The 14,729-nt window shown below is 65.9% G+C and carries 18 protein-coding genes; 10 read left to right on the top strand and 8 right to left on the bottom strand.

What is annotated here, in order from left to right:
- The 5 genes from AruCF_RS24970 to AruCF_RS24950 all read right to left on the bottom strand — a co-directional run bounded on the left by AruCF_RS24970 (position 1) and on the right by AruCF_RS24950 (position 5,559).
- On the bottom strand, positions 1–624 hold the full coding sequence (locus AruCF_RS24970; protein ID WP_372363309.1) for a PIN domain-containing protein: 624 nt from the start codon (positions 622–624) through the stop codon (positions 1–3).
- Between the two features lie 68 nt (positions 625–692).
- A complete protein-coding gene (locus AruCF_RS24965) occupies positions 693–1,646 on the bottom strand; it encodes an alpha/beta hydrolase (RefSeq protein ID WP_049071847.1) in 954 nt (317 codons plus the stop codon).
- A 7-nt stretch (positions 1,647–1,653) separates the two neighbouring features.
- Positions 1,654–3,984 carry a TonB-dependent siderophore receptor gene (locus tag AruCF_RS24960; RefSeq protein WP_167385894.1) on the bottom strand — a complete coding sequence of 777 codons (2,331 nt, stop codon included), beginning with the start codon at positions 3,982–3,984 and terminating at the stop codon, positions 1,654–1,656.
- Between the two features lie 224 nt (positions 3,985–4,208).
- Positions 4,209–5,141 carry a DUF4880 domain-containing protein gene (locus AruCF_RS24955; protein WP_049071853.1) on the bottom strand — a complete coding sequence of 311 codons (933 nt, stop codon included), beginning with the start codon at positions 5,139–5,141 and terminating at the stop codon, positions 4,209–4,211.
- Positions 5,134–5,559 carry an RNA polymerase sigma factor gene (locus AruCF_RS24950; protein WP_167385893.1) on the bottom strand — a complete coding sequence of 142 codons (426 nt, stop codon included), beginning with the start codon at positions 5,557–5,559 and terminating at the stop codon, positions 5,134–5,136. The genes AruCF_RS24955 and AruCF_RS24950 overlap by 8 nt, the downstream gene beginning before the upstream one ends.
- A gap of 287 nt (positions 5,560–5,846) precedes the next feature.
- Between AruCF_RS24950 and AruCF_RS24945 the strand changes: the two genes are divergently transcribed.
- From AruCF_RS24945 to AruCF_RS24905, 10 genes are all read left to right on the top strand, one after another.
- Positions 5,847–7,232 carry a phage portal protein gene (locus AruCF_RS24945; RefSeq protein WP_083036926.1) on the top strand — a complete coding sequence of 462 codons (1,386 nt, stop codon included), beginning with the start codon at positions 5,847–5,849 and terminating at the stop codon, positions 7,230–7,232.
- Positions 7,222–7,992: a hypothetical protein gene (locus AruCF_RS24940; RefSeq protein WP_083036925.1), complete on the top strand. Its 771-nt coding sequence runs from the start codon at positions 7,222–7,224 to the stop codon at positions 7,990–7,992. The genes AruCF_RS24945 and AruCF_RS24940 overlap by 11 nt, the downstream gene beginning before the upstream one ends.
- Complete coding sequence (locus tag AruCF_RS29315; RefSeq protein ID WP_157130051.1) at positions 7,989–8,363, top strand: head-tail connector protein; 375 nt, start codon at positions 7,989–7,991, stop codon at positions 8,361–8,363. Before AruCF_RS24940 ends, AruCF_RS29315 begins: the two co-directional genes overlap by 4 nt.
- Positions 8,360–8,695, top strand: a complete 336-nt coding sequence (locus AruCF_RS24935) for a phage head closure protein (protein WP_083036924.1) — start codon at positions 8,360–8,362, stop codon at positions 8,693–8,695. Before AruCF_RS29315 ends, AruCF_RS24935 begins: the two co-directional genes overlap by 4 nt.
- Before the next feature lie 34 nt (positions 8,696–8,729).
- Positions 8,730–9,188, top strand: a complete 459-nt coding sequence (locus AruCF_RS24930; protein WP_157130050.1) for a hypothetical protein — start codon at positions 8,730–8,732, stop codon at positions 9,186–9,188.
- A gap of 11 nt (positions 9,189–9,199) precedes the next feature.
- On the top strand, positions 9,200–9,787 hold the full coding sequence (locus AruCF_RS24925) for a hypothetical protein (RefSeq protein WP_083036921.1): 588 nt from the start codon (positions 9,200–9,202) through the stop codon (positions 9,785–9,787).
- Between the two features lie 26 nt (positions 9,788–9,813).
- Positions 9,814–10,092, top strand: coding sequence for a hypothetical protein (locus AruCF_RS24920; RefSeq protein ID WP_045952776.1), 279 nt, complete (start codon positions 9,814–9,816; stop codon positions 10,090–10,092).
- Positions 10,089–10,580, top strand: a complete 492-nt coding sequence (locus AruCF_RS24915) for a hypothetical protein (protein ID WP_083036919.1) — start codon at positions 10,089–10,091, stop codon at positions 10,578–10,580. The genes AruCF_RS24920 and AruCF_RS24915 overlap by 4 nt, the downstream gene beginning before the upstream one ends.
- Positions 10,577–11,056: a hypothetical protein gene (locus AruCF_RS24910; protein ID WP_254431152.1), complete on the top strand. Its 480-nt coding sequence runs from the start codon at positions 10,577–10,579 to the stop codon at positions 11,054–11,056. The genes AruCF_RS24915 and AruCF_RS24910 overlap by 4 nt, the downstream gene beginning before the upstream one ends.
- A 323-nt stretch (positions 11,057–11,379) precedes the next feature.
- Positions 11,380–11,922, top strand: coding sequence for a DUF2335 domain-containing protein (locus tag AruCF_RS24905; protein WP_083036916.1), 543 nt, complete (start codon positions 11,380–11,382; stop codon positions 11,920–11,922).
- A gap of 12 nt (positions 11,923–11,934) precedes the next feature.
- On the opposite strand, the gene AruCF_RS24900 is transcribed toward AruCF_RS24905, so the two are convergent.
- The 3 genes from AruCF_RS24900 to AruCF_RS24890 all read right to left on the bottom strand — a co-directional run bounded on the left by AruCF_RS24900 (position 11,935) and on the right by AruCF_RS24890 (position 14,662).
- Positions 11,935–12,153 (bottom strand): hypothetical protein, encoded by a 219-nt coding sequence (locus AruCF_RS24900; protein ID WP_083036915.1) that lies wholly within the window; start codon positions 12,151–12,153, stop codon positions 11,935–11,937.
- Positions 12,154–12,155: 2 nt separating this feature from the next.
- A complete protein-coding gene (locus tag AruCF_RS24895; protein ID WP_083036913.1) occupies positions 12,156–13,139 on the bottom strand; it encodes a tyrosine-type recombinase/integrase in 984 nt (327 codons plus the stop codon).
- Between the two features lie 599 nt (positions 13,140–13,738).
- Positions 13,739–14,662 (bottom strand): carbon-nitrogen hydrolase family protein, encoded by a 924-nt coding sequence (locus tag AruCF_RS24890; RefSeq protein ID WP_049071859.1) that lies wholly within the window; start codon positions 14,660–14,662, stop codon positions 13,739–13,741.
- Positions 14,663–14,729 lie beyond the last annotated feature (67 nt).

The following is a 14,729-nucleotide window of genomic DNA, read 5'->3' as shown; positions in this document are numbered from 1 at the left end:
TCAGGCGCGGCCCAGTTCCGGGTCGCGTCCCACCTGGTTCTTCAGCCGGTACAGCCGCTCGCGATGCAAGGTCGCGGCCAGCGGTTCGGGCTCGCGCCCCAGCGCCACGTAGTCCGCCGGAATCTGCGCGATGGCCTCGCGCATGCGGTCTGCGCCGTCCTGCCACCATTGCGCCAGCATGCGGTCCGGGTTGTACACGTCCAGACCCTGCCGGCGCAGCTCCGAGCGATTGAAATCCTTCAGGTTCCAGGTCAGCACCTGCACCACGGGCGTTTGCGCCAGGCCGCAGCGCGCGCGGCGCGCCAGGCCGGCGGCGATGACGTGGAAGTCCTTGGGGTCGCTGTAACGCAGCGCGGCTTCGTAGACCTGGGTGTCGTGCTCGGCGGCCCGCGGAAAGCGGGCGTTCATCTCGGCCCAGAACTCGGCCATCACCTCGGGCGGGATGTCCCAGATGCGGCAGGCGTTGCGGCGCCATTCCTCGCCGATGCGTTCGGTCCAGACGGGCTGGAACACGCCGGCCTCGGCCAGGCGCAGCAGCAGGCGGCGCAGGATGCCGGACATGAGGACGCAGGCGTCCAGGACGATGAAGGGCGGGGGGGCGGTCGGAGTGGTCAAGGCTGGCAGTGTGTTCGCAGCGGCCGGGACGCGGCCACGACCGTGCAGTGTAAGCGCATCCGCCGGAACTCCAGGCTTCACGGCTGCATCGCGACCTCCAGCGCGCGTTCCAGCGATGCCCGGATCATCTCGCCATGGCCGAACTGCGGGAAGGCTTCATAGCTGGCGTCGGCGCCCGCGAACCTCAGGCCCTGGGCCATTTCGCGCACGGCGGCGCGCGGATCCTCGCCCGCCGTGGGCACCGCACCGCCGGGCAGGGGACGGTTGGGATCGCGCGGCTTGGTGCCGACCAGGATGGCCACCCGCTTGCCAGCAGCCTTGCGGGCGTCAAACCGCCTCCATTCCTCGACCAACGCGCCGTCGTGCCACCAGGCCGAAGGGTCGCCGACGATGTAGCGGGCGAAGGCCTGCGGCTGCGTGAAGAGCACGTGCAGCGTGAAGAGCCCGCCGTACGAATGGCCCCACAGGTATTCGCGTTGCGGGTCGATGGCGGCGCGTTCGCGCACCAGCGGTTTCACTTTGGCGCGGATGAACTCCAGGAAAACGTCCGCGCCGCCGCCGACGCGGCCGCGCACCACGGGGTCGGGCACGGGCTTGCCATTCACGAATACCGGCGGCGTGTAGTCATAGGCCCGCGATACGACGTCGTTGCGGGTATCGACGTCGTAGCCCAGCGCCACCAGCACCGGCGTGCGGCCCCGTCCCAGCGTGTCCAGATCGGCTGGAGTCAGCGTGGCCAGGGCGGCGTTGCCGTCCAGCATGTAGAGCACCGGGCTGCCCCCACTGTCGGGCGCCTTTCTGGGGATGGCGATCTGAATGCGGTAGTGGCGCTTGCCGTCGTCCGAATCCAGATTGTGCGTTTCGTACCGGTACACCGCCGAGGGGTGGTCGGCCACGGTTTCTCCCAGCAACTGCATGCCGGGGCGCGGCGGGGCGTCGGGCGCCGCCGCGGGCGCTTGCGCTTGCGCCGCCGTGGCCAGGATGCACGCCAGCACGGCGGCGGAAATCGGACGCGGGATCTTGTTTTTCATGGAAGGCCTACCAGGTGTAGTTCAGGTTCGCCGAGATATTGCGCCGCGCACCGTAGTAGCAACTGGCGCTGCCCGAGCAGCTTGCCAGATATTCCTTGTCGGTCAGGTTGCTGGCGTTGAGGGAGAATTTCAGGCCCTTCAGGCTGGGAGAGAGCGCGCCCAGATCGTAGCGGATGGCGGCGTCGATCAGATTCACCGACGGGCTGCGGTACGCGTTGGCGGTGTCGCCGTAGCTGCTGCCGATATGGCGCAGGCCCGCGCCCAGGCTCAGGCCCGGGGCGATCTCCTGGGGCAGGCGATAGTCCGCCCACAGGTTGTAGCTGTGGCGCGGCACGCGCGGCAGTTCGTTGCCCTGCTCCGTGCCATTGCTCTTGGTGACTTCGCTGCGCATCAGCGTCGCCGAGGCGACGACCGTGATGTGGTCGGTCAGCGCGAAGTTTCCTTCCAGCTCCAGGCCGCGGACGCGGCCTTCGCCGGTCTGGACCTGGCACTGGCTGCCGTTGCACAGATGTGTGGGGTCCGGGTCTGGCGTGGTGATGTTCTGCTGCTTGATCTCATACGCGGAGAACGTGATCATGCTGCGCGAACCCGGCGGCTGGTACTTGATGCCGATCTCGGCCTGTTTGCCTTCGGTGGGTTTGAAGGGCCGATCCTCGTAGCCGACCCCGTTTACCGGTTCGAACGAGGTGGCATAGCTGGCGTAGGGCGCCAGGCCGTTCTCGAACAGGTAGACCGCGCCGGCGCGCCATGTGGTGGCTTCGTCGTCGTAATGCGTCTTGGCGCCGGTGGCGCGCACCAGCGAGTTGTCCCGCGACCAGTCGTGGCGCACGCCCAGCGTGGCGGCCCACTGGCCCCAGCGGATCTGGTCCTGCGCGTAGATGCCGGTCTGCTCGCTGTCGCTGCGCCGGGTGGGCGTCATGGCGCCCATGACGACGGGGCTGCCGTAGACCGGGTCGAAGACGTCGAGCGATGAAGCCCTGCCTGACGCCTGCGCCACGCGGATGGTCTGGGTGCGATAGTCCAGGCCCGTGAGCAGGGTGTGTTCGGTCTGGCCCAGGCCGAAATCGACTTGGGCGTTGTTGTCGACCGTGAAGCCTTCCGAACGGATCTGGTTGCTGGACGCCGTGCGCCGCAGCGTGCGGCCGTCGGCCTGCAGGTCGCCCTGGCGCGAGACGCCTGCGTTGTCGGTATCCACTCGCATGTAGCGAAGTTTCTGGCTGACCTTCACCTGGTCGGTCAGGGCATGGCTGAATTCATAGCCGATGGCGTATTGCGTGCGATCGTAGCGGTTGAAGCCAGGTTCGCCCAGGAAGCGGCCAGAACCGAAGCGGCCATGGTCCGTCGCATAATAGGTGCCGTGGGAAGGCAGGAACTGGTAGGTGCTGCGGCCGCGGTCCTGCTGATAGTTGGCCAGCAGGGTCACCGAGGTGCGGGCTGACGGCCGCCAAGTCAGGCTGGGTGCCAGCATCACGCGGTTCAGCTTGACGTAGTCGACCTGGGTGTCGGAGTGGTAGGCGGTGCCCACCACGCGGTACAGCCATTTGCCGGATTCGTCCACCGGCCCGCTGACGTCGGCGTTCAGGCGCGCCAGACCGTAGTTGTCGGTGCCGACCCCGATCTCGCCGCGCGCGTAATCGGTGGGCCGCTTGCTCACCGCGTTGACGAGCCCCCCGGGCGCGATCTGGCCGTACAGCACCGACGAGGGGCCGCGCAGTATTTCGACCCGCTCCAGGCCGAAGCCGTCGAACTGGGTGGCCGAGGCGGTGGCGCCGCTGCTGCTGCCCGGCGGACGCAGGCCGTCCAGGTAGAGGTTGTTGGCGAAGCTGCCCGTGCGGAAGCCGCGCACGGAAATCTCGTCGACGCGGCTGTCCACGCCATACGAGCCGACCGACACGCCGGCGCTGTAGCGCAGGGCTTCGGCAGTGTTCTTCGCTCCTATCAGGTCCATCAGTTCGCGGTTGACCACGGACACGGATTGCGCGGTCTCGATGAGCGGCGTGCCGGTCTTGGTGCCCACACTGCTGTCGAGCGCCAGCGGGCCGATGTCGCCCATGCCCTGGCCGGTCACCGTCACGCTGGGCAGCAGGGCCGGGCCTGCGCCCATGGGTTCGGGCGCGCGTTCGATGCGGTATCCCTCGCCATTGGCGTTGGGCACCGCGCGCAGATCGCTGCCTCGCAGCAACTGCCGCAGCGCGTCCGTCACCGATCCCTGCAGGTGCATGGCAGGCGCCTGCTTGCCTGCCGTGAGCGGCGGGGCGCTGATGATTGTGGTGCGAGCGGCTTGGCCCAGCCGCAGGAGCGCGTCCTGCAAGGACAACGCCGGCAGCGTGATATCCACGGTGGCGTTTTCCGCTGCCCGCGCGGGCGGCGTCGCGGCGAGCGCGACGGCGCATAGAAGCAGGCAAAGCGTGGCTGGCTTGAGGCGGCGGATTCGGCCGCCCTCGGGAGGGAATCGTTGGGACATCGGTATGGGTTCTTCGGTTGGGACCCGCGCAGCGGGTTTCAACTTGTCCTAACGAGCGGACGCCGGGGATCTGCCTAATACTTACATTTTGTTTCTCATCATGCCGGTTCCACGCGAACCCAGTAGCGCGTGCGGTATCGCACCCGCAGGCCCAGCGTGATGGCCAGCGCCTGCAGAACCTGATCCGTGTCCTTGAGGCGAAAACTGCCGTTCACGCGCAGGGCGGCCACGCGCTCGTCGCACTGGATCAGGCCCGGCCGATAGCGCGCCAATTCTTCGGCAAACGCCTCCAGCGGCATATCCTCAGCGATCAACATGCCGTGCACCCAGGCGAACTCGCGCCCGGCCCAGCCTGTTTCGTGCTCGATGCGGTGCGCCGAGAAGCGGCGCACGTCGCCAGCGTGCAGGGTCAGGCCGAGATCGCCTCGGGTGGTGAGAACGGCCTGCCCCGCATCGAGCGCCACGCGGGTCAATTGGCCTTGCGTGCGCACCACCAGGTGAGCGCGCGCCGGCACGATACAGCCGCCGCGCGTCAGCACGCGCAGCGCCGAGTCCGCGGCGCGGGTATCCAGCATGATCTCGCCGTCGTGCAGTTCGATGTCCAGGCGGCTTCCGTCCTGCCTCAGGTCCAGCGCAGTGCCGGTATTCATCATCAGCGTCACCGCGTCGTTCAGCGTCAGGCTGCGCTGTTCGCCGGTGGCGCTGCGGTAGGCCGCGAGCCAGCCCGCCTCCCGGGCCTGGCGATAGAGCAGCGGGCCGCCCACTGCAATGCCGGCGCCGGCCGCCAGCAACTTGAGCGTGCGCCGGCGCGTGTGGTGAAAGTCGATGGCACCGAGCGCTGCGGCAGCGGCATCGCCGCTTGCGGGCACGGCATCCTGCAATAGTTCGAAGCGCCGCCAGACCTTGGCGTGCGCGGGCGAAGCTTCGTACCAGCGCTGCCAGGCCTGCCGCGTGGCGGCGCTGCCGTCCTGTTCCAGGCGCACCAGCCAGCCCGCGGCCTGCGCGACTACGTCGGATGGGCGTTTAGACATCGAGCGCGTGATAAAGGCGTTGCCAACCCTGGACCATGTCTTTCTGCACCATGTTGACCGTGATTTGCAGGCGGTCCGCGATCGCTTCGTAGGGCAGGCCCTGGAGGCGCGCCAGCAGGAACACCTCGCGCATGCGCCACGGCATGCGGTCCAGCGCCGCGCACACGGCCAGCAGTTGCTGCGACACCTGGGCCAGCATTTCGGGCGACGGCGAGAGTGGCTCGGGCTGTTGCGCCAACGCGGCCAGGTAAGCGGCCTCCAGCTCACGGCGCCGGTGGCGGTCGATCAGCAGGCGGCGGGCGATGGCGGCCAGATAGCCGCGGTTCCAGCCGCGTGGTTCCAGGTAGGTCTGGCGCAGCAGGCGTTCGAAGGTGTCCTGCACCAGATCCCAGGCGTCGGCCGGGTGCCCACGCCTCAAACGCCGCCCGCTCATCGGCTACAGGGGCGCGCAGCTTGGACAGCAGGGCACGGGCAAAGCGGATGTGACGATTCCAGCCGGGGGCCTGGGGGCTGTCCTTGCATGCTTCATCCCAAAGCGCTTGGATTTCGTCGTCCGTCAGCACGCGCTGGGTGATGTCGTCTTGTTGGGTCATGCTATCTCCAGTTCGTATTGGTGCTGCACGCACTCGCCCGTGATCGCGGTGTGAAGGTGCATCACAAGGCCGGTGCGGACAAGGTGCGCGCGGCCCTGCGAGAGGCCGCCGAGTGAAGATTCTCGGGTTCACCTTCGGGCGTCAGAAGGCGATGGAGACCGTGGGCGGCACGTGGCGCAACGCCTGGCGGATTGTCAGTGAGCCGTTCACTGGCGCGTGGCAGCGCAATATCGAGGAAAAGCAGGGCGACCTGATCACCTATCCGACGCTGTATGCGTGCATTTACCGCATCTCGTCGGACATCGGGAAGCTGCCGTTTTCGCTACGCAGCCGAGATGCTAACGGCGTGTGGACCGAAGTCAGCAATCCGGCGTATGACCCGGTGCTTCGCAAGCCCAACGGGTTTCAGACGCCTGCCCAGTTCCGTGAGTACTGGATCATCACCAAGCTGACCCAAGGCAACGCCTACATTCTGAAGCGTCGTGACGGTCGCGGGGTGGTGACGGAACTGTACGTGCTGGATCCTGAACGCGTGTTGCCGATGGTGTCGGATTCGGGTGCGGTGTTCTACCAGTTGCAGACCGACAAGCTGAACAGCTTGCCGGAAGGATACCCTGCTGAGAATCTGATTGTTCCCGCGAGCGAGATCATCCACGACCGCTGCATGACGGTGCACCATCCTTTGATCGGTGTCCCGCCGCTTGCCGCGGCCCATTGGCCCGCGCTGAAGAACATGAAGATCATGCGGTCGGCGACGGAGTTCTTCGCGAACAACGCTCAGCCTGGTGGCCTCCTGACCGCGCCTGCGGGCATGAAAGAGGAAGACGCCAAGGCAGTTCAAGAGTATTGGAATAAGGAATTCTCGGACGGGAAGTCCGGAAAGGTGGCCATCATCGGCGCCGACATGAAGTTCACCCCATTCGCCATGAAGAGCATCGATGCTCAGATGATTGAGCAGATGCGCTATAGCGACGAGCAGATCTGCCAGCCGTTCGGGATCCCGCCGTTCAAGGTCGGGATTGGAACGATCCCTTCCGGTCTCGGTGTCGACGGCGTGAACCTCATGTACTACAGCGATGCGCTGCAGGCTCCGATCCAACACATGGAAGACCTGCTGGACGATGGCCTGAAGGTTACACGCCCGTTGGGAATTGAGCTGGATACGGAGCCCCTGCTGCGCATGGACGAAGCCAAGAAGGCCGACATCAACACGAAGCTGGTAGGCGCCATGATCAAGACGCCTGACGAGGGTCGCCGGCCCTTCAACTTGGCGCCGACTGCTGGCGGTAACACGCTATGGGGCCAGAACCAGGACTATCCGTTGGGCATGCTTGCAGACCGTAAAGAGTGGGACCCCGCCATGCAACCCACGGCCACGGCCACGCCTGATCCTGCACCTGCGCCTGACCTTGATCTTGAAGAATTGCGCGCCTTTGCAGGTACCCACAAGGCTATCGCCGCAATGAAGAAAGCCCTGGAGCCTACCTATGTCGTTTGACCCTGAACTGTTCGGCCAAGCCATGGGCGACGCGATCATCAAGGCCGTGCAGCCGCTCAAGGACGAGATAGCGCGCTTGAAAGCCCAGCTCGCAGAGCTGCCGCGCCCCCTGGCCGGCAAGGATGGCACCGATGGCCGCGACGGCAAGGATTGCGACATGGAGGCCGTCAAGAAGATGATTGACGAGGCCGTGAAGTCCATCCCGGTCGTCCATGGCAAGGATGGGGCGGATGGGAAGGACGGCGAGCCCGGCGCTAAGGGTGAAGACGGTCAGAAGGGTGCAGACGGCCTTGGGATGGCCGGAGCGATGATCGATCGCGAAGGCGCATTGCTCGTCACGATGAGCAATGGAGAGGTGAAGAATCTTGGGCCGGTGGTCGGCTCGAATGGGCGCGACGGCAGTGATGGTAAAGACGGCGTCGACGGTCTTGGCTTGGAGGCGTTCGAGCTGGAATACCTGGACGAAACTCACGAGGTTCGGATCAAGGCGTCCTGCGCCGGCCGAGTGAAGGAGATCCGCTATCCGGCAGGCGGTATTCGTCCTGGAGGCTACTGGCGGGAAGGCACGAAGGCTAAGGCTGGCGAGGCGTGGGTCCATGATGGTTCGCTGTGGATCGCCAAGAAGGACACGCCTGCCAAGCCTGAAACGGCTGGTGAAGACTGGGTAATCGCGGCTCGTAAGGGGCGGGATGGTGAGCGTGGCCCGAAAGGCAAGGACGCCATCCCTGAAGCCCCTATCAAGCTGAAGGATCAGGCATGAGCCTCGTTAGCATCGAGGAAGCTCGGATGCATCTGCGGGTTGACTCGCAGGATGATGATCCGTGGTTCGTTACCTGGATTCCAGCAGTAGAGAACGCGGTCTTCACGTGGCTGAAGGATTCATGGCGAGCCTATGAGCCTTCAGGCGATATCGATAGCGCCGGCAACCCAATCCCCGCAGAAGACTCCAACGGAGACCCGATTCCGAAGTTTGCGGTCAAAGCCGCGGTCCTCGTCGAACTGGCCCAGCAATATCGTTACCGTGACGGGTCCGACGCCGGCGCTGTCCCCTCCCATTGGGGATATGGATTCGTGCTTGGCGCTGGCGCCACCAGTCTGTTGTCAGGTCTGCGAAAGAGTACCGTTCAATGAGCTTGGAAGCCGGCCGACTTCGCCATCGGGTTGCCATTGAGCGTTTCGAAGTGACGCAGGATCCAGTCACCGGCGCTGTCACCGAAAGCTGGACGGAGATCGCCAAGGTGTGGGCCGCCGTCGAGCCGCTGTCTGCTCGAGAGTTTGTGCAGTCGGCGGCGGCACAGTCGGAGGTCACTGCGCGCATTACCATTCGAACCCGCGAGATCCTGGCCACCGACCGCATCATCCATCGTGGCGTGGCCTACAACATCCGGGGCGTACTTGCCGACAAGGATAGCGGGCTGGAATACATCACCCTGCCGGTCGGCACCGGTGTGAACGAGGGTTGATTTGGATTTTGTGTTGCTGGCCCCGGGCCCGAGCATGAACCGTGACCTGGCCGAATCCCTGCGCGGCGAACGCGTCGGGGTCGTCAGCAATGTGTTCGAACTGGCCCCGTGGGCTGACTTCCTGGCCGCGAATGACCGGGCTTGGTGGCGAGCCTACCCAGAGGCGATGAGCTTTGCGGGGCGCAGGTTTTCGAGCAGTGAGTTTCCTGGCGTGGAGCGCTGCCGCCCAGGCAACACGCAGTGGGCGAGCGGTGTCCTTGCGCTGCAGGTGGCGGTGAACCTTGGCGCTACCCGGATTCGGCTGTACGGATTCGACATGCATGGGTCGCATTATTTCGGTGAATATACCAACGGCCTGGTCAACACGAAGCCTCATCGGCGAGCGGTGCACCTGCAGCAGTTCCGAGACTGGGCGCGCGCCAACCCGAGTGTCGAGGTCGTCAACTGTACGCCTGGGTCGGCTTTGGACTGCTTCCGAGTGGAGGCAGCTTGATAGTACGAGGTATGAAGGGGCTGGGGGACAACATCTACCAGCGAGCCTTCGTGAAGCGATTGCAGGGGCCGGTGTACCTTGAGACGCCATGGCCGGAGCTGTACGAAGACCTGCCCGGGGTGAAGTTCGTGAAGGCGGAAACGCCGTTACGGACGCAAGCCAAGAATATGGCGCTGCAGCAGGATGCGCGCTGGGAAAATCCGCCTCGGGGGTCGGTGGTGACGGTTCAGTACGGCACGGCTGGGATTGTGACCGGGATGCGCCGATGCTTCGGCGTGGCGCCTGGGTCGTTCGACCTGCCGGATTTTGGGCCTTCGCCGGTATCGGGGCGGTACATCGTCGTCCGGCCGGCAACGGTGCGGGCAGAGTGGATTGCGGAAGCGCGCAACCCGCTGACCATGTACATCGCTGAAGCTGCCGAGGCTGCGCGAGCGGCAGGCTACCGGGTGATCTCGGTGGCGGATCTGGAGGCGGGTAAGGAGTGGGCGGTAGGGAAGCTGCCGCCCGCCGACGAGATCTATCACGCTGGCGAGTTCAATGTGCGCCAGCTTATGGCCTTGGTGCGTAACGCCAACGCGGTGATAGGCGGAATCGGCTGACCGCGTGCGCGGCAAAGGGGTGTGACATGGACAGCACCATTTACCTGACGCTCTGGGCCGTGCTGGCCTTCGTGAGCTGGCTCATCGTCGCAGGCGGCGCAGTGCTGGCGGTCTTCTCCCGCGCCATCAAGGACACCACTTTCGAGCGGATCGGCCTGGCCGCCGTCAGCCTGACCGCCACCGGCGCCGCGTGCCGGATCTTCATGGCCGGCTGGGCCAGCGCCGGCGATGCCGCGCTTGCCGCGTCGGCCGCCTTCTACGTTGCCGCCGTGACGGCAAAGCACATCAGGAAACCCACGCTATGACCCTGGATACCATCGTTGCCGACGCAATCACCCCGGCGCTGGCGTTGCTGCCGGCCGGAATGGACACGCCGGGTGCGCGCGTCATGCTGCTGGCGATCGGCCTGCAGGAAAGCCGGTTCGTGCACCGGCGCCAGATCGGCGGGCCGGCCCGCGGCTTCTGGCAGTTCGAGAAGGGCACCCGCGCGAGCCGCGGCGGCGTGTGGGGCGTGTACCTGCACCAAGCCAGTAAGGACCGCCTGGCGGCGCTGTGCAAGGCCCGCAGCGTGTCCTGCGACCCGGACGCGATCTACTCGGCGCTGGAGTATGACGACGTGCTGGCCGCCGGCGTGGCGCGGCTGCTGCTGTGGACTGACCCGAAGGCGCTGCCGGCCGTGGGTGATGCGGACGCAGCCTGGGCGCTGTACCTGCGCACCTGGCGGCCGGGCAAGCCGCATCCGGAAACCTGGCCTGACCTGTACCGCCAGGCTGCCGCGCAGGTGCAGCCGTGAACCCGTTCCTGCGCATGGCGCTGCCCTGGATAGGCGGCGCGGCAGTGGTGATGGCGCTGGGCGCGGGCGTGGTGCTGTACGGTGCCCACCGGGAAGCCACCGGCGTCACCAAGGAGCGCGCCCGCGCTGAGGCCGCGCAGCGCGCCATCACCGAAGCCTACCAACTGGAGAAAGATCGTGCTGATGCCCAATACCGTGGTGCCGTCCTGGCGCGCGAGGCTGCGAAAGCTGGCCTGGCTGCTGCCCGTGCTGACCTTGACCGCGTGCTCCGCGCCGCCGGCCGTGATCCCGCGAATCCCCGAGCCGGCCGCCGACCTGATGAAGCCGGCCCCGACTGGATCGGAGGTTTTGCAGCGTGCTACGCGGAATATGGAGACCTGGCTGCCGACGCCGCAGGATGGGCCGACCAGGTGAACGGCCTGCAGGGCTACATTCGCGGTCTACAGGCCGGCTCGGGGCGCGGCCTCGGTAGGTGAGTGCGACCCCGATTTTCTCGGGAAGGGCGCGAAAAATATGAGCATCTGCTATATTTGGCTCGTTGTGAGGCAGTTTTCGTGCAATGCGGATCCCTCGGAACACATCGGCACACCTATGAAAAAGCGTAGCAGAAAGGCTTTCTGGGGCGGTTTTTGGGGCGGCATAGCTGCTCCGCTGGCGCTGTTTTCTAACTACTCAGCCCCGACTGTCCAGGAACCTCAGATCAATCCCCTGTATCGCCCGGCGCGTTCGTCCAATGACGCGCTGCGTAGCGACGTGCGCCGGATCGGCGACGACTTTGGCCGTTCGATAGCGCGTCGCAATGGCTCGCGGTAAGCCGTCTCACCGCCCCAGCACCGCTCCATCTCCGCGCCCCACTGGGCTGCCGCAGGCCTCGGAAGCGGTTGGCCGCCAGCTTATGCAGGCAGAGTTTCATCATGGGCCTTTGCCTCATCCTGAGGTCCTGCGCCAATACGATCAGCTTTCCCCCGGTGCTGCCGACCGGATTATCACTATGGCTGAAGGCGAGGCAGCTCACCGCCGCGAGATGGAACGGCAACAGCTCGAATCAGACGTAGCGCATCGCAAGACCCTGACCGCCATAGAACAGCGTCGCATCGATGGCGTTTTTTCCAGCGATAAAACCGGCCAGATTCTCGGCGCGGTGGTTTCGTGCATTGCTCTACTCGCGGCTGCAGCAACCGCCATTGTGGGCCTGATCTACGGCGTCACGTCCCGCTGGTACTGGGCCATTCCCGTCGCCTTGGTGTCGCTCCCTGTTCTTGGGATGGTCCAGGCGATCCGGCGAAGGGTCGAGCCTACGCGCGGTGAAAAGGCCGCGAGTAAGCCGAAACCTGACGCGTAGGCCCGATAGGCCCTAGACCGCGTCCGCCCGCTGGGCCAGCCAGAACCAATGCATATGCTTGGCGCGCCTGGCCTTCTGGCGCCGGAACGTGATGCGCACCAGGCCGGAGTGGCCGGCGTCGATCTCGACCGGGTAGTCGCGGTCCTCGGCGGTGGCCGCCGGCGGCAGGGTGAGGGCGGCCCGGGCCACGTACTGGCCGGGCACCTGCTCCAGGATTCCATTGTCGTCCATGGTCAATCCAGTTTGTTGGCGATCTCGGTGGCGCTCTCGCGGTAGTAGATCATGAGACTGCGCGGGTCTCGGTGGCCGACCATCTTGGCCAGCTCCAGCAGTTCCAGCTTCTTGGACAGGCGCGTGATCGCGGTGGCGCGGGCGTCGTGGAACGTGGGCCCGTCGACCTTTGCCAGCGTCTTACCCTGCCGGAAATAGGCGTCGCGCAGGCCGGCGTTCACTGTGAACACCTGTTCCGGGTGTATCCCCTTCATCGCCTCAAGCAGCGCTACGGCGCGCCGGGATAGCGGCACATCGCGGGCATCTCCATTCTTGGATCTGGGCAGGTGCAGCATGCGCCGCTCCAGGTGGACGTGCTTCCATTCCAGCGTCAGGATCTCCCCCGAGCGCATGGCCGTTTCCAGGGCCAGCAGGAACGCCACCGCGGTCTGCTCGCGCTTGTCCTTGGGCGCGCCGTCGGTGTAGCCCAGTGCGGAAACGATATCCTCGATCTGCTTGTCGGTGAAGATGATCTTGCGCGCGGGGTTGTCCTTCGGCTTGATGACGTCGGGCCAGGGGTCGTGATCCACGTACCGCCACTCTCCCAGCTTCGCCCGGGTCCAGATGGCGCGCAGCAGGCCTATCTCGCGCAGCACTGTGGCGCCTTGAACCTCGGTCAGGCGTCGATCGCGCCAGTCGGCCAGCTCGGCCGGGCCGATATCCTGCATCACCAGCTTGGCCACCTTGTCCTTCTTGATGGAGGCAATCCTGGCCTTTTCCCACCTGGCGCCGGCCTTCTCCGGGCTGACCTCGTCGGCATACCGCTGCATGACGTCGGCCAGGGTCCAGCGCGTCACCTTGCCGGCGCGGGCATTCGCCAGTTCCAGCTCGCGGCGGTTGGCCCAGTCCATGGCCTCGCGCTTGGTGGCGAAGGTGGCGCTTTCACGGTGTCCATTGCGGGCGACTTCGGCCCGCCAGGACGTGCCGCGCTTTCGGAATGTGGGCATGGCGTAATCTCGGGCGTAGGAATGGCGTACGAGATTAGCAAAAATTGTGGTTTAGTGTGGTTTGGTGTGGCGTAACGAGTTCTGGTCGGCACCCAGAATCGTCTATGGAGGTGGCGTTGCGTGGCGTAATGCGGCGTGGTGTGGCGCACCGGGGTGGTGCCCGAGACCGGAATCGAACCGGTACGGCCTTGCGGCCGAGGGATTTTCGTACCACTTCGGCTTTCGCCGCCGGCGCGTCAAGCGCCGTTCGTGGTCTGGAGCACGCCTTCACCATAGCCTTGCGGCCTTAGGTGCCCGCCGTCTGCTCTCTACACCTTCCCGGTTCTTTCGATCCGGGCTTGGCTCGGCGTTGGCTCGGAACAAGTCCAGGGCATTCGCCGAGTTTGACGGGCTACACCTCTGGAGTTTCCTCCGGAGGGCTCAAATGGATTCAAGTCCCTTGTGTCTACCAATTTCACCACTCGGGCATTGGGGTTCCGACAGGAAACCGCAATGGGATACCTGGGTGTGCGGCGCGAGCGCGCAGCGGTATCCGGCGGGCGTGACTATACCACTCGCGGGCAGGCGGCCCGTCATGCAAGGCCGCCCCTGTGGAAAACTCAGCCGATGAAACGCACCGTCTGGCGGGCGCGTTCGTCCACCTCCAGGGTGAAGACGTCGGGCCGCGCGTAGTGCCCGACCACGTCGAAGTCGTAGCGCGCGCGCACCAGTTCGTCGACATCGATGGTCGCCGTCAGCAGGCCGGTCTGGCCGTGCAGCGGGCCTGCCAGGACGTCGCCCAGCGGCCCGACGATGAGCGAGCCGCCGTTGATGAGCGGGCGTTGCGGATCCCAGCCGGGCACGTCCAGGCCCAGTTCGGCGGGCGAGGGCTGCACCTGGCAGGCGCTGATGACGAAGCAGCGGCCTTCGTGGGCGATGTGGCGCATCGAGCATTGCCAGATGTCGCGTTCGTCGACGGTGGGCGCGCACCAGATCTGCACGCCCTTGGCGTACATGGCGGTGCGCAGCAGCGGCATGTGGTTTTCCCAGCAGATGGCGCCGCCGACGCGGCCCGCGGCCGTTTCCAGCACGGGCAGGGTCGAGCCGTCGCCCTGGCCCCAGATCAGCCGTTCGGTGCCGGTGGGCATCAGCTTGCGGTGCCTGGCGGCCAGGCCGGCGGCCGGATCGAAGTACAGCGCGGTGCAGTACAGCGTGCTGCCGGTGCGTTCGATCACGCCGATCACCAGGCTGGCGCCGGTGCGTTGCGACAGCGCGGCCAGCGCGTCGGTCTCGGGGCCGGGCACGTCGATGGCGTTCTGGTAGTAGCGGGCGTAGGCCTCGCGGCCTTCGGGCAGGCGGTAGCCCAGGCGGGTGCCGAAGATCTCGCCCTTGGGGTAGCCGCCCAGCAGGGCCTCGGGCATGACCACCAGCGCGGCGCCCGAGGCGCTGATCTCGGCCTCGAAGGCCAGGATCCGTTCCAGGGTGGCGTCCTTGCCTTCGGGCGAGGCGCCGATCTGCAGCGCGGCGACGGTGGTGGCGGTCATGGGGGTTCCTTTTTCACTGGGGAGTCGATGCGTCCTAGTGTCGGGGGCGGCCTAAAATCAATCAATC

This window comes from Achromobacter ruhlandii, from assembly GCF_002082135.1.
In the GTDB taxonomy this organism is placed as follows: Bacteria; Pseudomonadota; Gammaproteobacteria; order Burkholderiales; family Burkholderiaceae_B; genus Achromobacter; species Achromobacter ruhlandii.
The sequence above is the reverse complement of the archived record's forward strand: the minus strand, read 5'-3'. Positions and strand labels throughout refer to the sequence as shown.